This is a genomic window from Streptomyces qaidamensis (assembly GCF_001611795.1).
Lineage (GTDB): Bacteria > Actinomycetota > Actinomycetes > Streptomycetales > Streptomycetaceae > Streptomyces > Streptomyces qaidamensis.
The window spans coordinates 6,986,829-7,003,867 of the sequence record NZ_CP015098.1 but is presented as its reverse complement, the minus strand read 5'-3'; the positions used below and the strand labels follow the sequence as shown (position 1 = coordinate 7,003,867).

Genomic DNA, 17,039 nt, shown 5'->3' with positions numbered 1-17,039 from the left:
TCGCCCCGGGCCTACGCTGGACGTATGAGCGAGGACGACTACTGCCTGATCGACGCGACCAGGCCGCCCCGGGCGGACGGACCGCCGTACGCGGAGTGCGTGCTGTGCCGGGAGCCGACGGAGTACCCCGAGTCGTACAAGGGCATCACGCTCTGCCCCGCCTGCGAGTGGCAGGAGGCGCAGCGCACCGCCTGCTCAGGGTGATCTGCGGGAGGCCAGCGCTCCGGCCAGGGCCAGTGCCGCGGCCGTGAGCAGTGCCGCCGCGGCCAGGGGCAGCAGCGGCAGCGGGACCTCGCCCTGCCGCGATCCGGTCACCAGGCCCTGTACGGCCGCCTGGGCGGGTGAGCCGGTGGCGACCAGGGAGAGCAGCGCCGCGAGCAGCAGGGCGGGGACGGCCCGGCCCGGCGACCGCAGCAGGGGCCTGCTGGTGAGCGCGCCGACGGCCGTGCCGAGCAGGGCACAGGCCAGGGCGGCGAGCAGCCCGGCCCCGCAGGCGGCGGCGAGCGGCACCCGGGTGCGGTGGTCGGAGGCGACCGGGTCACTGAGCAGCGTCACGGCGAGGATCGCGAGCGTGCCGAGCGCCGTCGCACCGGCCAGGGCCACGAGCAGACAGGCCACATGAGCCCGCGCGGGCCCGGCGGCCGCCGCCACACAGCCGCGAGCGGCGTCGGGTTCGCCCGTGACGCAGATCCGCGCCAGCCAGGCGGCGACGGGCAGCAGGGCGGCGGCCGTGTACCCGAGCGAGTCGAGCACCGGCTGCCCGGCCTGGATGCTGATCGCGAGGAAGGCCGCGTACAGCAGGAACGGAGGCAGCCAGCGCTGCGACCGCACCAGCAGAGCGGCGTGGTAGCGCATCAGGGCGGTCATCGCTGTCTCTGTGGAGCCGGCGTCCGCGGGGTCACGCTCACCACGTGCCAGGGCGGACGGGCCGTCAGCAGGGTGCGGAGCAGCACGTCGGAGTGCGGGGCGGGCACGCAGAGGCGGTAGCCGCCCGGCCCGGTCTCCTCGGCCGAGGTGGCCGTCCGGCGCACGTCCTCGGGCAGCCGCCCGTCCGGCGGGCCCTGCACCTCGACGAGCACGTGCGGACCGGACGTGTCCGGAACCTGTGAGGGCTCCTGCCGGACGATGCCCGCGTCGCGCACGGCGTACGTCGCGTCGGGCAGGCCCGCGAGGCGGCGCGGGTCGTGGTCGACGAACACCACGGATCCGCCTGCCGCCGTGCGCTCGGCGACCGCGCGCTCCAACTCGGCGCGGGCCTCGGTGTCCAGGCCGGTCCACGCCTCGTCCAGCACCAGCAGCTCGGGTTCCGCCAGGAGGGCCTGTGCGACCGCGACCTTCTGGCTGCTGCCCTTCGACAGCCGGGCCATCGGCGTCTCGGCGTACGCGGCGGCACCCAGGCGCTCCAACCACTCCCCGGCGGCCCGGGCGGCCGCCTCCCGGGCCAGGCCGTGCACGGTGCCGAGGTGCCTGAGGTAGCCGGCGGCGGTGAAGGGCAGGGCCGGCGGGAACCGCTCCGGGACGTACGCCGTGCGCGCCGGCCGGGCGGTGATCCGGCCCTCGCTCGGCGCGTCGATGCCGGCGACCAGCCGCAACAGCGTGGACTTGCCGCTGCCGTTGGCACCCTCGACGCGGACGAGCCGGCCCGGAGCCACCGCCAGGTCGACACCGCGCAGTACCCAGGGGCCCCGCAGACCGTAACGGCGGCCCGCGTTCCGCAGGCACAGGTCGGGTCGCATGCGGCCATCCTGCACTATCTTCCGGCTGGCACACTGGGATTCGTGAGCGAAGACCCGACGCCCGTGAGCGACAGTCCCTTCCGGTCCGAGCCCTCGGCTCGTGACGAGGCACCGCAGTTCGTGCTGCCGCTCGTCGTGCGGATCGAGAAGGCGGAGCCGCCGGCCCGCACGGACGCGCTGGAGACGGCCGCGCGGGCCGTGCTGACGATCCTGGCCGACGAGCGGTCGGCCGGTGCGGGCGAGTGGGCCGGGGTGATGCGGGACTGGCAGGACGCCCGGATCCGCAAGGTGGTGCGGCGGGCGCGTGGCGCCGAGTGGCGGCGGGCCGAGGCGCTGCCCGGCATCACGGTCACCGGCAAGTCGGCCGAGGTGCGGGTCTTCCCGCCCGTCCCGCTGGACGGCTGGCCCAAGGACCTGGCCAGGCTCCAGGTGTCCGGCACCGACCTGAACGACCCGGAGCCGCCGGTGGACGCGGACCCGGCCGCGCCCGTGCTGTGGCTGAACCCGGACCTCGGCATGTCGGCCGGCAAGGCGATGGCCCAGGCGGGCCACGCCGCCCAACTGGCCTGGTGGGAGCTGTCCGACGAGGAGCGGGCCGCCTGGCACGACGCGGGCTTCCCGCTCGCCGCCCGCACGGCCGATCCGGCCCGCTGGTCCGGACTGACCGGCGCCGGGCTGCCGTTGGTGCGCGACGCGGGCTTCACGGAGATCGCGCCCGGCTCGTGCACGGTGGTCGCGGACCACCCGGCGCTGCGCCGGGAGCCGCACGGGCCCGGCCCCGCGGCGTCCACCCGTTCGGAGTAGCCACAGGCGCGCCGGTCCCGGACGAATGCTCCAGTGGGGTTACCAGCCGAACCGACCCCCGGAGGCAGCCATGACCAGCGCCGCGCCCCCTCCCCCCGCCCCGCCCCCCCCGATGACCGGACGCCCGGCGGCTCCGGCCCGGGCGGTTCCGGTGACCCGCTGGCGGCCGGGGGGATCGCCCTCGGCGGCATCCTGATGGTCGTCTACGGCCTGTTCGCGGTGCTCCAGGGCGTCGCGGCGATCGCCGGCGACGAGGTGTACACGAGCTTCGGCCAGTACTCGTTCGAGTTCGACCTGACCGCGTGGGGGTGGATCCACGTGATCGTCGGCGCGCTCGTGGTGGTGGCCGGGCTCGGCCTGTTCACCGGGGCCGCCTGGGCGCGGGTCGTGAGCGCGGTCGTGGTCGGCCTGGCGCTGATCGCGAACTTCCTCTGGCTGCCGTACCAGCCGTTCTGGTCGATCATCATGATCGTGACCGGTCTGTTCGTCCTCTGGTCGGTGTTCAACTACCGCCCGGCCCGCATGATGTAGGGCACGCCCCTCGGTCAGGGCGGCGGCGGGCGCCGCTCGCGCTCCGCGACCACCGCGTGCATCCGCCGGGACAGCGCGGTGGCCGCCGCCGTGAGGAAGACGAACGTGTACAGGATCTGGGCGACGGCCACCAGCCGGGCCTCCTGCCCGCGCGGGGCGATGTCGCCGTAGCCGACGGTCGCGAGGGTGACGACCGTGAAGTACAGCGCGTCGACCCGGGTGCGCAGGCCGGTGAACTGTCCCGGCTGCTGCGCGAGGGCGTAGTACCCGGACGAGAAGACCAGCACGGCCAGGCACATCAGCAGCGAGATCATGATGCCCGACCGGGCTTGCGGCTTCTCCAGCACGATGTCGCGCACATGGCGCAGCAGCAGCGCGGCCACGAGCGCCAGGCACAGTACGAACAGCGGCCAGCCCAGCCAGGGGCGGTCGGCACCGAGACCCTCCAGCGGCAACAGGAAGTAGGCCGTGACGCCTGCCGCGAGCAGGGCTCCGGCCGCGATCCGCAGCCGGCGGACGGCGGCCGCCCGGGATTCCGGTTCCCGCTCGCGCGCGGCGCGGTGCGGCTGCTCGCTGCCTCCGGACATAGGTCCGGTCTACGGCGTATCGGGCCAGGGCGCGAGTCTTGCGCCTCCGTCGGTGAGGGCGGGGGGCGGGACCGCAAACCTCAAATGTTGCTCTGAAGGAGGGCGGTGCGCGGTTCGGGGGCCGGCGGCTGGGCCATACCCCCCTCACGTTCGAGGAACGGGCCGGGTGGAGGAGGGGACGATGGAGCGACTGGGGACGGGCATCGGGTGGCGGCCGGAGATCGCGGACGCCGTGGAGCGGATGCCGGGGATCGACTGGGTCGAGGCGGTGGCCGAGAACGTCTGCCCCGGACACCTGCCCGACTCGCTGCGGCGGCTGCGCGAGCGCGGCGTCACCGTGGTGCCGCACGGCGTCTCGCTCGGCCTCGGGGGCGCGGACCGGCCCGACGCGGGCCGGCTGACCGCACTGGCCGAGCGCGCTGAGGCGCTGGGTTCCCCACTGGTCACCGAGCACATCGCGTTCGTACGGGCGGGCGGGCCGCTGACGGCGTCCCCGCACCTGGAGGCCGGCCACCTGCTGCCCGTCCCCCGCACCCGGGACGCCCTGGACGTCCTGTGCGAGAACATACGCATCGCGCAGGACGCACTGCCGGTGCCGCTGGCCGTCGAGAACATCGCCGCGCTGATCGGCTGGCCGGGCGAGGAGATGACGGAGGGCCAGTTCCTGTACGAGCTCGCCGACCGCACGGGCGTCCGCCTCCTCATCGACGTGGCCAACCTGCACACCAACCACGTCAACCGCGGCGAGGACCCCTCCAAGGCCCTCGCCGAGCTGCCCCTGGAGGCCATCGCGTACGTCCACGTCGCCGGTGGCTTCGAGCGCGACGGCGTCTGGCACGACAGCCACGCCCACCCGGTCCCCCGGCCGGTCCTCGACATCCTCACCGACCTCGCCTCCCGCGTCCGCCCGCCGGGCGTCCTGCTGGAACGGGACGAGAACTTCCCGGCACCGACGGAGCTGGAGCACGAGCTGAGCACGATCCGCCGGGCGCTGGAGGCGGGCGCTGTCGAACGCGTGAAGGCGGAACTCCGTGCGGCGGCCGGAGCGGCCCCGGAGGGCCGCGGCGATGAGCTGTTCCCGGCTGCCGGGACCGGACGGCGGGAAGCGGCCGGGGATGTCGGCGGCGGGCTGCTCGTGGAGGCCGGCACCGCGCGCCAGGAGGGTGCCCGAGGCGTCACCGGCGGGCCCGGGGCCGGGGCGGTACGGCGGGGCGATGAGACCGGGGCGGCCGAGGCGACACGGGGCGCCTTCGGCCGGCCCCACCAAGAGGACGTCGACGGTGCCCGGCAGCGGCTCGCGCTGGCCCAGGCGGCGCTGCTGTCGGCGCTGGTGGCGGGGACGCCCGTGCCCGAGGGGTTCGACCGGGTGCGGATCGGCGTACAGGCGAGGGCGCTCGCCGCGAAGCGGGCGGACGTCGTGGCGAAGGTCGCCCCCGAACTGCCGGTGATCCTCGGCGACGGGTACCGCACGGCGTTCCTCGGCTACGCCCAGACGCACCCCATGACCTCCGGCTACCGGCGTGACGCCCTGACCTTCGCCGAGCACCTGCTGTCCACCGGGCGCCCGGGGGACGCGGGGGCGCGGCGGGAGCTCCGGCAGTGGTGGCTGGAACGGTCGGGTCCGGCGCCGCGCTCCCGGCGGCCCGCCCACCGGCTCGCCCGCGTCACGCGCAGGGTGTTGTCACGGCGTTGAGGGGTGAGGGGCACGGGCCCCTCACCCCTGCCCCGGAGAGCCGGTCTTGTCCGGCAGGGCGTCCCCCGCGGGGGCGTCGCCGCGGCCGTAGTGGTGCGTGGTGAACATGTGGAGCAGGCCGGTGCCCAGCACGATCGCACCGCACAGCAGCACGATCCAGTTCTCCCACCAGGGCTTCTCCGGGGTGCGGGCCCAGCAGATGTTGACGATGGCGAAGATGCCGTAGGCCAGCGCCCGGATGTTCACCGCGAGGCCCGTCGGCCCAGGGTGACTCTCCCGTCGGACCCCTTGAGCCGGGCGGGCAGTGCCGGCCAGGACCACCGTCTGGAACGAGCCGTAGACGCCGAGGATCGCGAGCGAGACGATGTTGGTGAGGGCGTCCTCGGAGGCCGGTGAGGCGAAGGCGATGAGCAGCGGCACCACCGCGGAGACGAACAGGGCCCAGCTCCGCACCGCACGGGCGTGGACAAGGGCTTTTCGGCAACGCGGCGAGGTGCGGTGCCAGGCCGCGCGCCCCGGACGGGCAGAGTGAAAGGACCCCTCAGGGGCCCATGTCCTTGCGGAACTCGGAGCCCGGCTCGCCGCCGGGGACGCCGGACGCCGGTGCGGGAGGCCGCGTACCGGTCACCTCTGCGCCGCCCGTTCCGCCCGGATCAGGTCCGCGGCCCGTTCGGCGGCGAGCAGCACGGTCACCATCGGGTTGATGGTGGGCATCGTCGGGAACACCGACGCGTCGACGATCCGCACGCCCTCGAAGCCCCGCAGTCTCAGGTCGGGGTCGCAGACGGCCGCCGGGTCGTCAGCTGCGCCCATGCGGCAGGTGCCGGCCGGGTGGTAGACGGTGTGGGCCGCGCGGCGTCCGTACTCCGACAGGTCGGCGTCGGAGACGACGTCCGGGCCGGGCGCGACCTCGCGGACGAGCCAGTCGCGCAGCGGCTCGGTCGCGGCGACCTCGCGGGCCACCTTCAGCCCGTCCACGAGGGTGCGCTCGTCGTGGCCCTCGGGGTCGGTGAAGTACCGGAAGTCCAGGGCGGGATGCTCGGCCGGGTTGTTGCTGCGCAGCCACATGCGGCCGGTGGAGCGGGCCCGCGGCACGTTCGGCGTCATGCACACCCCGTGCCGCGGGACGGGGTAGCCCAGGCGTTCGGTGTTGACGGTGAACGGCACCTGGTAGAAGTGGAACATCAGGTCGGGGCGCGGCTGGCCCTGGTCGCGGCGCAGGAACAGACCGGCGTCGGAGTCCATCGCCGAGTTGGGCGGCAGCGGTCCCGCGGTCTCCCAGACGATCACGGACTCGGGGTGGTCCAGCAGGTTCTCCCCGACGCCGGGCAGGTCGGCCCGTACTTTGATGCCCAGGGCGCGCAGGTCGTCGGCCGGGCCGATGCCGGAGAGCAGCAGCAGGCGCGGGGTGTCGATGGCCCCGGCGCACAGCAGGAGTTCGCGCTCGGCGCGCACGGTCGCGGGTTCGCCGTCGGCGCCCCGGACCGCGACCCGGGTCAGCCGGCCCGACTCGTCGGGGATCAGCCGGTGCGCCCAGGTCTCCAGCTTGAGCGTGAGGTTGGGCCGGTCCAGCACCGGGTGGAGGTAGGCGACGGACGCGGAGGAGCGCAGGTTGCCCTCCGGCTGGTAGGCCAGGGAGAAGAATCCGGCACCGTCGGCGAAGGGTTCGGCGTTGAAGTCGTCGACGACGGGGACGCCGAGGGCGCGGGAGGCCGCGGTGACGAAGTCCCTGGCGATGGGATTGCGGTCGGCCTCGGCCACCGGGACGATCTGCGTGAGCAGCCGGTCGCGGTAGGGCAGGATCGTCGCCGGGTCCCAGCCGGCGCAGCCCTGGCTCACCCAGTCGTCGAGGTCCTGCGGCAGCGGCAGGAAGCTGATCAGCGTGTTGTGCGAGGAGCAGCCGCCGAGCACACGGGCCCGTGAGTGCAGGATGTGCGAGTTGCCGCGCGGCTGCTCGACGGTGGTGTAGCCGTAGTCGAACTCCGAGCCGAGCAGGTTGATCCAGTTGCGCAGGCGCAGGATGCGCTCGTCGCCGACGTCGCTGGGGCCGCCCTCGATGACGCACACGCGGCAGTCGGGGTCCTCGCTCAGCCGGGCGGCGAGTACGCAGCCGGCGGTGCCGCCGCCGACGATGACGTAGTCGTAGGCGGACTCGGCGCCGTGCGCGGGGGTGGTGGCCATGCCGTGCCTTTCCTGGTGGTGAGGTGTGGCGTGCGGGTCAGCCCTTGAACCAGCCGGAGGGGGCGGGGGCGAGGTTCTGGTAGATGTGCTTGGCCTCCTGGTACTCGCGCAGCCCTGTCGGGCCGAGCTCGCGTCCGACGCCGGAGCGGCCGAAGCCGCCCCACTCGGCCTGCGGCACGTAGGGGTGGAAGTCGTTGATCCACACGGTGCCGTGCCGCAGCCGCTGGGCGACGCGCTGGGCGCGGCTCGCGTCGGAGGTCCACACGCCGCCGGCGAGGCCGTAGCGGGTGTCGTTGGCCAGCTCCACCGCCTCGTCCTCGGTGCGGAAGCGCTCGACGGTGACGACCGGGCCGAAGACCTCCTCCTGGACGATGCGCATGGACCGGTCGCAGTCGGCGAAGATCGTCGGCAGCAGGAAGAACCCGCGGCTGAGGGCCGGGTCGTCGGGCCGGGCGCCGCCGGTGACGAGCCGGGCGCCCTCCTCCCGGGCGACGGCGATGTAGCCCTCGACCTTCTCGCGGTGCTCGGCGGAGCTGAGCGGGCCGCTCTCGGTGCCCTCCTCCAGGCCGTTGCCGAGCCGGATCGCCCGGGCGCGCTCGGCGTAGGCCTCGACGAACCGGTCGTGCAGGGAGTCCTCGACGAGCAGGCGTGAACCGGCCGAGCAGACCTGCCCGGAGTGCAGGAAGGCGGCGTCCAGGGCGTAGTCGACGGCGGCCTCGAAGTCGGCGTCGGCGAAGACGATGTTGGGGTTCTTGCCGCCCAGTTCCAGGGCGATGTTCCGCGGCCCGTCGGCGGCACTGGCCATGATGGCCCGTCCGGTGTTCAGGCCGCCGGTGAAGGAGACCAGGTCGACGTCGGGGTGGCCGGTCAGGGCCGCGCCGACACTCGCCCCGGAGCCGAGCACCAGGTTGGCGACGCCGGGCGGGGCGCCGGCCTCCTCGATGAGCCGGATCATGGCGATCGTGGTGAGCGGGGTGGTCTCGCTGGGCTTGAGGACGAAGGTGTTGCCGGCGGCGAGCGCGGGCGCGACCTTCCAGGAGGCCTGCAACAGCGGGTAGTTCCAGGGGGCGATGAGCGCGCACACGCCGACGGGCTGGTAGACGACGCGGCTGAGGACGTCCGGGCCGACGTCGACGACCCGGCCGCCGTCCTTGCCCGCGAGTTCGGCGAAGTAGCGGAAGGCGTTCGCCACGTCCTCCACGTCGATGCGGGCCTCGGTGAGTGTCTTGCCGGTGTCGAGCGTCTCGGTGCGCGCGATGTCCTCCCGGTCGCGCAGCAGCAGGTCGTGCACGCGCAGCAGGAGGTCGGCCCGGCGGCGCGAGGGGGCGTTCGCCCAGTCCTCCTCGGCGAAGGCGCGCCGGGCGGCGCGCACCGCGCGGTCGACGTCGGTGGCGTCGGCCTCGTCGACGGTGGTGACGACCGAGGCGTCATAGGGGTTGATCACGTCCCGGCGCCCGCCGGCCGCCGCCTGTGTCCACTCGCCGTCGATGTACAGCTCACCCACCGCGGGGCCTCCTTCGCGTCCGTCCGGAGCCCGATCGGCTCGACGGTCAGCAACATGGCCCATCGGAGGGGTGGCGGCCACGGGGCACACCGTCGCGACGACGTCCGGACGGCCCAGAGGACCCGGCTGGGCTAGTCGCCCGGCGCACGGCGCCGGCCGTCTACGGACCGCCACCGGAGAGAAACGGAACGTCACATACCGACAACACTGCGTCCGGATCGTGAACGAGGCATGGTGTTTTCGGGATCGTGTCACATACAAACAACATATGCTCTGGGTTCTTTTCCTGCTGGCGGCCTGGGCCGTGGCCGGCACCGCGTGTACGCGCCTGTGTCTGGCCGCCGTTCGGGCCGCGGCCGTGGACGCGGACACCGGCCGGGGTCGTGAACTCACGCTGTACGAGGCGGCGTTCCTCTCCGGCGGCCCCCGGCGGGTCGCCGACGTGACCCTGGTCGCCATGGCGCGCCAGCGCCGTCTGCTGCTGGCCCACACCGGCTGGGCCACGGTCGTCGACCCGCGTGGGCGGGATGAGATGGAGCGCTCGGTGATAGGGGCCATAGGCCCCGAAGGGCAGTCCCGTATCGCGCCGGTGCGGGCCACGGCCGCCACGGCGGAGGCGGTGCGCGGGATCGCCGAGGGGCTGGTCCGCGCGGGGCTCGCGGTGCCGGACAGCGCCCGTACGACGGTCACGGCGGCCGTACGGCAGGTGCGGGTCGCGGCCGTCGCCGTCCTCGGGCTGGGAGTGGCCGCGTTGCTGACGCCCGCTCCGCCGGACATGCCGCGGCACCTGGTCGCCCTGTGGTTCGCGCTGCCCCTGGCCCTGACCCTGAGCTGCCTGACCGTCGCGCGGGTCGAGATCCACCCCTACTCGCGCTGGGCCTCCCCGGCCGGACAGCGGCTGCTCGGCGGGCTGACCCGGACCGCTGACGGCGCCGCCGACGACCGCACGTACCTCACGTCGGTGGCCGTGCGGGGCGTCGGCGCGATCGGCGAACCGGATCTGCGGGCCGCGTTCACGCACCGCGAGTCGCACGACTGACGGACCGGGGGCGCACAGAGGCATCGGGCCCGACACCGGCCGACGGTGCTTGCCTTCCCCCCGCGCCGGACGAAACATCCCTTTCGTCGCCACCGTGCACCGAAGGGATACGCGATGAGAGCCGCCCTCCTCTACTCGGCCGCCGGGTCGTTGCTGCTGAGCACCCTCACCGCGGCGCCGGACACCGAGGACCGCACGGGGGCGGCCGAGCGACGCGGCACCGCCGTGGCCGCCGCGCGCGCGAAGGCGGCCGGTGTCGCCTTCGGCCCGTGCCCCGACGCGCAGGACCTGCCGGGCAGCATGCAGTGCGGCACGGTGAGCGTCCCGCTGGACTACGCCCGCCCCGACGGCCGGCAGATCGAACTCTCCGTCAGCAGGGCCCGGGCCACACAGAAGGACCCCCACAACAGCAAGCACAAGGTCCCCCGGCAGGGCGCCCTCGTCCACAACCCGGGCGGTCCCGGCGCCACCGGCCTGTACTTCCCGCTCATCGGCCTGCTCCCCGGGTGGAAGCGGATCGCGGCCGCCTACGACCTCGTCGGCTACGCCCCGCGCGGCGTCGGCCGTTCGGCGCCGCTGTCGTGCAAGGACCCGAAGCAGTTCTTCGGCGGGCCCTCGCAGGCGCCGTCCCACCCCTCGGAGTCGTACAAGCGGGGACGCATCGCGCAGGCGCGGGCGTACGCGCGCGGCTGCGCCGAGCGGACCGGCGAGGCGCTGCGGCACTACCACTCGCTGAACAACGCCCGTGACCTCGACGTGTTGCGCGCCGCGCTCGGCGAGCAGCGGCTGACCTTCATGGGCTCGTCGTACGGCACCTACTTCGGTGCCCTGTACGCGACGCTGTTCCCCGCGCACGTACGGCGGATGGTGTTCGACTCGGTGGTCCACCCCGGCCCCGGGCGGATCTGGTACCGCAACAACCTCGCGCAGTCGGCGGCGTTCGAGCGCCGCTGGGCGGACTTCCGGGCCTGGATCGCCCGGCACGACGACGTCTACGGGCTGGGCAGGACCGCGCGGGAGGTGCTGCGCAGCTACGAGCGGGCGAGCGCGAGGCTGGCCGCGGAGCCGGCCGGCGGGAAGGTCGGACCGGGACAGTTGCAGGGGGCGTTCCTGCAGGCCGGGTACTACGACGACCAGTGGCCGCACCGCGCGCACGCGCTGTCGGCGTACCTCAGGGGCGACCCCAAGCCGCTGGTCGAGCAGGCGGAGCAGCATCCGGAGGCGGCGGCCGAGGCGGAGAACTCACGCGCGGTCTACCTGGCCGTCGAGTGCAACGACGCCCCCTGGCCGACGGACTGGCGGGTGTGGGACCGGGACAACACCCGGCTCGCGCGGGTGGCGCCCTTCGAGACCTGGGACAACGTGTGGACGAACCTGCCGTGCGCCTACTGGAGGGCGCCCCGGCAGCGGCCGCTCGACGTCGGCACCGGGCCGGGCGAGCTGCCGCCGACGCTGATCCTGGCCGCCGAGCGGGACGCCGCCACGCCGTACGACGGCGCCCTCGAACTGCGCGACCGCCTCGCCGGCTCGGTGCTGGTGACGGAGCGGGACGCCGGCGCCCACGGGCTGGCGGGCGGGCCGAACGCCTGCGTCAACGGCCACATGGAGGCGTATCTGCTGGAGGGCCGGCTGCCGGGACGGCGCGCGGAGTGCGCCCCGCACGCCGAGCCGAAGCCGAAGCCGACGGTCCCGGAGCGGGCCGGGGCCGTCGAACGCATCCGCTGATCAGGCCAGAGAGGCGACCAGCTCGGCGATGTCCTTGCGGCGGCCCGTGTAGAACGGCACCTCCTCGCGGACATGCATACGGGCCTCCGAGGCGCGCAGATGACGCATGAGGTCGACGATGCGGTACAGCTCGTCGGCCTCGAAGGCGAGGATCCACTCGTAGTCGCCGAGGGAGAACGAGGCGACGGTGTTGGCGCGCACGTCCGGGTAGCCGCGGGCCATCTTGCCGTGGTCGGCGAGCATGCGGCGGCGGTCCTCGTCCGGCAGCAGGTACCAGTCGTAGGAGCGCACGAAGGGGTAGACGCTCACGTAATCGCGGGGCGTCTCGTCGGCGAGGAACGCCGGGATGTGCGCGCGGTTGAACTCGGCGGGGCGGTGCAGCGCCATGTTCGACCAGACGGGCTCCAGGGCGCGGCCCAGCTTCGTCCGGCGGAAGAGGTTGTACGCCTCCTGCAGCGCGTCGCTGGTCTCCGCGTGCCACCAGATCATGAGGTCGGCGTCGGCGCGCAGGCCCGAGACGTCGTACGTGCCGCGGATGGTCACGTCCTTGGCGGCGAGCTGGTCGAACAGCTCCTGAACCTCGCCGGCGTACCCGGCGCGGTCCTCGGGGAGCACGTCCTTCAGCTTGAAGACGGACCAGAGCGTATAGCGGATGACCTCGTTGAGGTCCTTGGCCAGCTTGCCCTTGTTCGGGATCCTGCCGGACTCGGGGGAGGGGGCGTCGTTGCTCATGGCCTCATTCTCCTGCTCCGCCGTGCAGACTCTGCACCGGGTGGGCGGTGAGCTCCTGCACACCGCGCAGGTCGCCCCGGATCTGGTCCACGGCCGCGTAGGCGCTCGCGATGCAGGCCGGGATGCCGACGCCGTCGTAGGGGGCGCCGCAGACCGCGAGGCCGGGGAGCCGGGCGATGTGCTCGCGGACGCGGGCCACGCGCGCGTGGTGGCCGACGGGGTACTGGGGCAGGCCGTCGTCCCAGCGGGTGACGCGGGTCGCGACGGGTGTGGCGTCGAGGCCGGTCGCCGCCTTCAGGTCCTGCCGGGAGACGTCGACCAGTTCGGTGTCGTCGCGCTGGAGGATCTCCGTCTCGCCGTACCGTCCGACGGAGGTGCGCAGGACGACGAGGTCCGGGTTCTCGTCGGCGATCCAGCCCCATTTCTGCGAGGCGAAGGTGGACGCCTTGATGGTGCGCCCGTCGACCGGCGGCACGAGGAAGCCGCTGCCGTCGGGCAGGGCCGTCCCGGAGCGGCGGTAGGCGAGGGTGATCAGGGCCATGGAGGCGTACTCGACGCCGTCGAGCTCGGCGGCGGCCGCCGGGTTCTCGGCGCGCAGCAGCCGGGCGGCGGCGGGGGCCGGGGCGGCGAGGACCACGGCGTCCGCGAGCCACTCCCGCTCCCCGGAGCGGACCTGCCAGCCGCCTTCGGGGGTGCGGCGCAGCTCCGTCACCGGCGTCCGGGTCAGGATCTCGCCCCCGCGCGCGCGGACCGACTCGGCGACGGCGAGCGGCAGGGTGCCGATGCCGCCGCGGATGCCCATGAACACCGGGCCGGTCTGCCGATCCGCGGCGGCCCTGGCCTGGAGCTCGCGGACCCCTTCCGTCAGGGAGGTGTGGGTCCGGGCCACCTGGAAGAGCTGCGGGACGGCCGAGCGCATGGAGATGCGGTACGCGTCACCCGCGTACACCCCGCCCAGCATGGGCTCCAGCAGGCGGTCGACGACCTCGCGGCCGAGGCGCTGCGCCACGTACTCCCCCACCGCCACGTCGTCGCCGACCTCGGTGCGGGGCAGCTCGGCGTCCCGCCCGATGCGGGCGAGACCCTCCTCGGAGACCACGCCGGCCAGGGCGGACGCGGTGCCCGGCACGCCCATCACATGGCCCTTGGGGAAGGGGCGCAGGGCGCCGCGGGTCCAGAGCGAGGCGGTCGCCGTGGCCGGGGGCCGGAGGCGGTCGGCGAGGCCCACCTCGCGCGCGAGCGCCACCGCCTCGGGGCGGCGGGCCAGCATCGACTCGGCGCCGAGGTCCACGCGCGCACCCGCGACCTCCCCGGGCAGCAGCTTGCCGCCGACCCGGCCGGAGGCCTCCAGCACGGTCACCCGCGCCCCGCGCTCCAGCAGCCGGTGTGCGGCTGCCAGCCCGGCGATGCCCGCCCCGATGACGACGACCTGCCCTTGAACTTCGCGCATGGCCCCAGCCTCTCAGACCCCACCGACAGCGCCGCCGCGCCCCGGTGTCCTTCACGAGTCCCGACCGTGACCGCATCGGAACCGTCCCGGGCCAAACGTCCGGCCCCGTCCGGGCGTCGAAGAAGCGTCAGCACAATCGACCCTCGGGGGATGCCGCATGCGCACACGACGATCCGTACGACGCCCCGCCCCGGCCCTGGCCGCGCTCCTGCTGGCCGCCGCTCTCGCGGTCACCGGGTGCAGCGCCCAGGACGACGACGGCGGCAGCGGTTCCGCCGCCGACCGCGGGGTCGCCGCGTCCCGGGCGGACGACAAGGCCGGCTCGGCGGAGGCGGCCCCCGAGGGCGCCAAGAGCGGCGCCGGGGCCCCGGCGCCGCCGAAGGTCATCGCGAGCCACATCATCCGCACGGCCTCCCTGACCGTGCAGGTCAAGGACGTCCCCAAGGCCCTGGAGCAGGCCCGCACCGGCACCGAGAACGCGGGCGGCTACGTCGGCAACGAGACCACCACCCGGGACGCCGAGGGCCGCGAGCGCACCCAGGTCGTGCTGCGCGTGCCCGTCGAGAAGTACGACGAGGTCCTCGCCGAACTGGAGGGCACCGGCAAACTCCTCGACCGCAGCGCGAAGGCCGAGGACGTCACCGACCAGGTCGTGGACGTGGAGAGCCGCATCAAGACCCAGCGCGCCAGCGTGGCCCGGATCCGCGAACTGATGGACCGGGCCGGCAAGCTCAGCGACGTGGTGACCCTGGAGGGCGAGCTGAGCACCCGCCAGGCCGACCTGGAGGCGCTGCTCGCCCGTCAGGAGTCCCTGAAGGACCGCACCAGCCTGGCCACCATCACCCTGTCGCTGTCCGAGACCCCGGTGCAGAAGGAGACCAAGGACGACGACCCGGGGTTCGTCGACGCGCTCGCGGGCGGCTGGAACGCGTTCGTGACGATGCTGCGCTGGCTCGCGGTGGCCTTCGGCGCCGTGCTGCCGTTCGCGGCGGTGGCCGCGCTGATCGTCCTGCTCTGGGTGAGGGTCGTACGCCCCCGCCTGCCGCGGCGTCCCGCGCCCGCGCCCGCGACGACCGCCCTGGGCCCGCTGCCGACGGCCCGGCCGGCGCCGGAGGCCGCGCGGCCCCGGACCCCGGACGAGCAGGACTGAGGCAGGTCAGGACTGAGGCGAGCAGGAATGAAATGCCGGTCTCCCGTAGCGTGTTCGCATGAACATGAGCCGTGCACGGGAGCGACTGGTCGTCATCGGCGGCGACGCCGCGGGCATGTCCGCGGCGTCGCAGGCGCGCCGTCTGAAGGGCCCCGACGAGCTGGAGATCGTGGCGTTCGAACGGGGCCACTTCACGTCGTACTCGGCGTGCGGCATCCCCTACTGGGTCGGCGGCGACGTCACCGACCGGGACCGGCTCATCGCCCGCACCCCCGAGGAGCACCGCGCCCGGGACATCGGCCTGCGGCTGCGCACCGAGGTGACGGAACTGGACCTCGACGGGCAGCGGGTACGCGCGCGTGACGTCGACACCGGCGAGGAGTCCTGGACGTCGTACGACCAGCTCGTGATCGCGACCGGCGCCCGGCCGATCCGGCCCGACATGCCCGGGGCCGACGCGGCCGGGGTGCACGGCGTGCAGACGCTGGACGACGGCCAGGCGCTCCTCGACACGCTGGAGGGCACGCGGGGCCGCCGCGCGGTGGTCGTCGGGGCCGGCTACATCGGGGTGGAGATGGCCGAGGCCCTCATCAACCGCGGCTACGACGTGACGGTCGTCAACCGCGGCAGCGAACCCATGTCGACCCTCGACCCCGACATGGGCTGCCTGGTGCACGAGGCCATGGAGGGCCTGGGCATCACGATGGTGAACGACGCCGAGGTCACGAAGATCCTGACGAGCGAGGACGGACGCGTCCGGGCGGTGGTCACCCAGGACCGGGAGTTCCCGGCGGACGTCGTCGTGCTCGGCATCGGCGTCCGCCCCGAGACGGCCCTGGCGCAGGCCGCCGGGCTCCCCCTGGGCCCGCACGGCGGTCTCCTCACGGACCGCTCGATGCGGGTGCGCGGCCACGAGAACATCTGGGCGGGCGGCGACTGCGTCGAGGTCCTCGACCTGGTCTCCGGCCAGGACCGGCACATCCCGCTGGGCACCCACGCCAACAAGCACGGCCAGGTCATCGGCACCAACATCGGCGGCGGCTACGCCACCTTCCCGGGCGTGGTCGGCACGGCGGTCAGCAAGGTCTGCGACCTGGAGATCGCCCGCACGGGCCTGCGCGAGAAGGACGCCCACCGGGTGGGCCTGCGCTTCGAGTCGGTCACCATCGAGTCGACCAGCCGCGCCGGCTACTACCCGAACGCCTCCCCCATGACGGTCAAGATGCTCGCCGAGCACCGCACGGGCCGCCTGCTCGGCGTCCAGATCGTCGGCCGGGAGGGCGCGGGCAAGCGGGTCGACATCGCGGCGGTCGCCCTCACCGCGGGCATGACGGCGGAACAGATGACGACCCTGGATCTCGGCTACGCCCCGCCGTTCTCCCCGGTCTGGGACCCGGTCCTGGTGGCGGCCCGCAAGGCGGCGGCGAAAGTGCTGGGTTCCCTGTGAGACGGGGTGGGTTCGTTGCCCCGGGGCGCGGGGAACTGCGCGAAGGCCACAGCGCACCCGCACCCGGCAACGAACGCCGCACCCCCGGGGCGACCGGCCTACGCGGTCCCGGCCGTACCGGTGATCCGGTCGATCGCCTGCCGCGCCTGCTCCGCCGGCGGCCGTGACGGCAGCGAGGACACGGAAGCCGGCGCAGCCGTCACCGCCGGCGGCTGCTCCCCCGCCGGCTTCGCGTGCGAGGCCACCCGGGTCGACCGCAGCCGATGACTCACCGCCTCCTCCAGCGTCACGGGCCGCCGCATCTGGGTCGCCAGCCGCCCGGCCTCCTGGCCGAGGCGTGCCACGTCCTCCCAGGGCAGCCGCACCACCAGCGTCAGCTCCGCCTCGCCGTCGGGCAGTGCGTGCATCGCGGGAGTAACTCGGTCGTTCATCGCCTGTTCCTCACGTCGGCCCCGCGACC

Annotated in this window: 17 protein-coding genes; 8 read left to right on the top strand and 9 right to left on the bottom strand. The window is 74.2% G+C overall.

From position 1 onward, the window contains the following. Positions 1-24 precede the first annotated feature (24 nt). Positions 25-204 carry a hypothetical protein gene (locus tag A4E84_RS31020; protein ID WP_062929707.1) on the top strand — a complete coding sequence of 60 codons (180 nt, stop codon included), beginning with the start codon at positions 25-27 and terminating at the stop codon, positions 202-204. On the opposite strand, the gene A4E84_RS31015 is transcribed toward A4E84_RS31020, so the two are convergent. Together A4E84_RS31015 and A4E84_RS31010 are read right to left on the bottom strand one after the other, a co-directional pair. Further along, on the bottom strand, positions 196-867 hold the full coding sequence (locus A4E84_RS31015; protein WP_062929706.1) for a hypothetical protein: 672 nt from the start codon (positions 865-867) through the stop codon (positions 196-198). The two genes, A4E84_RS31020 and A4E84_RS31015, sit on opposite strands and share 9 nt — an antisense overlap. Then, entirely contained in the window at positions 864-1,736 is an 873-nt protein-coding gene (locus A4E84_RS31010; protein WP_062929705.1) for an ABC transporter ATP-binding protein, read from the bottom strand. Before A4E84_RS31010 ends, A4E84_RS31015 begins: the two co-directional genes overlap by 4 nt. 42 nt (positions 1,737-1,778) lie before the next feature. Between A4E84_RS31010 and A4E84_RS31005 the strand changes: the two genes are divergently transcribed. Together A4E84_RS31005 and A4E84_RS31000 are read left to right on the top strand one after the other, a co-directional pair. Further along, the gene (locus A4E84_RS31005) at positions 1,779-2,540 is read left to right on the top strand and encodes an aminoacyl-tRNA hydrolase (protein ID WP_062929704.1); all 762 of its coding nucleotides are present in this window, start codon (positions 1,779-1,781) and stop codon (positions 2,538-2,540) included. Positions 2,541-2,573: 33 nt separating this feature from the next. Then, a complete protein-coding gene (locus tag A4E84_RS31000) occupies positions 2,574-3,071 on the top strand; it encodes a DUF7144 family membrane protein (RefSeq protein WP_063827524.1) in 498 nt (165 codons plus the stop codon). A gap of 14 nt (positions 3,072-3,085) precedes the next feature. Here A4E84_RS31000 and A4E84_RS30995 read toward each other — a convergent pair whose 3' ends face one another. Then, a complete protein-coding gene (locus A4E84_RS30995) occupies positions 3,086-3,658 on the bottom strand; it encodes a potassium channel family protein (RefSeq protein WP_079129182.1) in 573 nt (190 codons plus the stop codon). A gap of 181 nt (positions 3,659-3,839) precedes the next feature. Here A4E84_RS30995 and A4E84_RS30990 point away from each other — a divergent pair, with 181 nt between their 5' ends. Continuing rightward, entirely contained in the window at positions 3,840-5,351 is a 1,512-nt protein-coding gene (locus tag A4E84_RS30990; protein ID WP_062929703.1) for an MbnB/TglH/ChrH family RiPP precursor modification enzyme, read from the top strand. Between the two features lie 21 nt (positions 5,352-5,372). Here A4E84_RS30990 and A4E84_RS30985 read toward each other — a convergent pair whose 3' ends face one another. From A4E84_RS30985 to A4E84_RS30975, 3 genes are all read right to left on the bottom strand, one after another. Beyond that, a complete protein-coding gene (locus tag A4E84_RS30985) occupies positions 5,373-5,804 on the bottom strand; it encodes a hypothetical protein (RefSeq protein ID WP_062929702.1) in 432 nt (143 codons plus the stop codon). Between the two features lie 171 nt (positions 5,805-5,975). Beyond that, positions 5,976-7,532 carry a GMC family oxidoreductase gene (locus A4E84_RS30980; protein ID WP_062929701.1) on the bottom strand — a complete coding sequence of 519 codons (1,557 nt, stop codon included), beginning with the start codon at positions 7,530-7,532 and terminating at the stop codon, positions 5,976-5,978. A gap of 37 nt (positions 7,533-7,569) precedes the next feature. Further along, positions 7,570-9,036, bottom strand: a complete 1,467-nt coding sequence (locus tag A4E84_RS30975; RefSeq protein ID WP_062929700.1) for an aldehyde dehydrogenase family protein — start codon at positions 9,034-9,036, stop codon at positions 7,570-7,572. Between the two features lie 268 nt (positions 9,037-9,304). Between A4E84_RS30975 and A4E84_RS30970 the strand changes: the two genes are divergently transcribed. Then, positions 9,305-10,075 carry a TIGR04222 domain-containing membrane protein gene (locus A4E84_RS30970; protein ID WP_062929699.1) on the top strand — a complete coding sequence of 257 codons (771 nt, stop codon included), beginning with the start codon at positions 9,305-9,307 and terminating at the stop codon, positions 10,073-10,075. A 114-nt stretch (positions 10,076-10,189) separates the two neighbouring features. Next, on the top strand, positions 10,190-11,800 hold the full coding sequence (locus A4E84_RS30965; RefSeq protein WP_062929698.1) for an alpha/beta hydrolase: 1,611 nt from the start codon (positions 10,190-10,192) through the stop codon (positions 11,798-11,800). Here A4E84_RS30965 and hemQ read toward each other — a convergent pair whose 3' ends face one another. After that, complete coding sequence (hemQ, locus tag A4E84_RS30960) at positions 11,801-12,532, bottom strand: hydrogen peroxide-dependent heme synthase (RefSeq protein WP_062929697.1); 732 nt, start codon at positions 12,530-12,532, stop codon at positions 11,801-11,803. A gap of 4 nt (positions 12,533-12,536) precedes the next feature. Next, on the bottom strand, positions 12,537-13,982 hold the full coding sequence (gene hemG, locus A4E84_RS30955) for a protoporphyrinogen oxidase (RefSeq protein ID WP_062929696.1): 1,446 nt from the start codon (positions 13,980-13,982) through the stop codon (positions 12,537-12,539). A 157-nt stretch (positions 13,983-14,139) separates the two neighbouring features. On the opposite strand from hemG, the gene A4E84_RS30950 reads away from it, so the two are divergent. Next, complete coding sequence (locus A4E84_RS30950; RefSeq protein WP_062929695.1) at positions 14,140-15,132, top strand: DUF4349 domain-containing protein; 993 nt, start codon at positions 14,140-14,142, stop codon at positions 15,130-15,132. Between the two features lie 58 nt (positions 15,133-15,190). Continuing rightward, on the top strand, positions 15,191-16,579 hold the full coding sequence (locus A4E84_RS30945; RefSeq protein ID WP_062929694.1) for an FAD-dependent oxidoreductase: 1,389 nt from the start codon (positions 15,191-15,193) through the stop codon (positions 16,577-16,579). A gap of 98 nt (positions 16,580-16,677) precedes the next feature. Here the strand turns inward: A4E84_RS30945 and A4E84_RS30940 are convergent, their stop codons facing one another. Next, on the bottom strand, positions 16,678-17,010 hold the full coding sequence (locus A4E84_RS30940) for a hypothetical protein (protein WP_078625166.1): 333 nt from the start codon (positions 17,008-17,010) through the stop codon (positions 16,678-16,680). Positions 17,011-17,039: the final 29 nt, after the last annotated feature.

What these genes read in the sequence shown, in the direction of transcription:
- A4E84_RS31020 (WP_062929707.1), top strand. Translation starts at nt 25, where the DNA reads ATGAGCGAGGACGACTACTGCCTGATCGACGCGACCAGGCCGCCCCGG.
- A4E84_RS31015 (WP_062929706.1), bottom strand. Translation starts at nt 867, where the DNA reads ATGACCGCCCTGATGCGCTACCACGCCGCTCTGCTGGTGCGGTCGCAG.
- A4E84_RS31010 (WP_062929705.1), bottom strand. Translation starts at nt 1,736, where the DNA reads ATGCGACCCGACCTGTGCCTGCGGAACGCGGGCCGCCGTTACGGTCTG.
- A4E84_RS30995 (WP_079129182.1), bottom strand. Translation starts at nt 3,658, where the DNA reads ATGTCCGGAGGCAGCGAGCAGCCGCACCGCGCCGCGCGCGAGCGGGAA.
- A4E84_RS30990 (WP_062929703.1), top strand. Translation starts at nt 3,840, where the DNA reads ATGGAGCGACTGGGGACGGGCATCGGGTGGCGGCCGGAGATCGCGGAC.
- A4E84_RS30980 (WP_062929701.1), bottom strand. Translation starts at nt 7,532, where the DNA reads ATGGCCACCACCCCCGCGCACGGCGCCGAGTCCGCCTACGACTACGTC.
- A4E84_RS30970 (WP_062929699.1), top strand. Translation starts at nt 9,305, where the DNA reads ATGCTCTGGGTTCTTTTCCTGCTGGCGGCCTGGGCCGTGGCCGGCACC.
- A4E84_RS30965 (WP_062929698.1), top strand. Translation starts at nt 10,190, where the DNA reads ATGAGAGCCGCCCTCCTCTACTCGGCCGCCGGGTCGTTGCTGCTGAGC.
- hemQ (WP_062929697.1), bottom strand. Translation starts at nt 12,532, where the DNA reads ATGAGCAACGACGCCCCCTCCCCCGAGTCCGGCAGGATCCCGAACAAG.
- hemG (WP_062929696.1), bottom strand. Translation starts at nt 13,982, where the DNA reads ATGCGCGAAGTTCAAGGGCAGGTCGTCGTCATCGGGGCGGGCATCGCC.
- A4E84_RS30950 (WP_062929695.1), top strand. Translation starts at nt 14,140, where the DNA reads ATGCGCACACGACGATCCGTACGACGCCCCGCCCCGGCCCTGGCCGCG.
- A4E84_RS30945 (WP_062929694.1), top strand. Translation starts at nt 15,191, where the DNA reads ATGAACATGAGCCGTGCACGGGAGCGACTGGTCGTCATCGGCGGCGAC.
- A4E84_RS30940 (WP_078625166.1), bottom strand. Translation starts at nt 17,010, where the DNA reads ATGAACGACCGAGTTACTCCCGCGATGCACGCACTGCCCGACGGCGAG.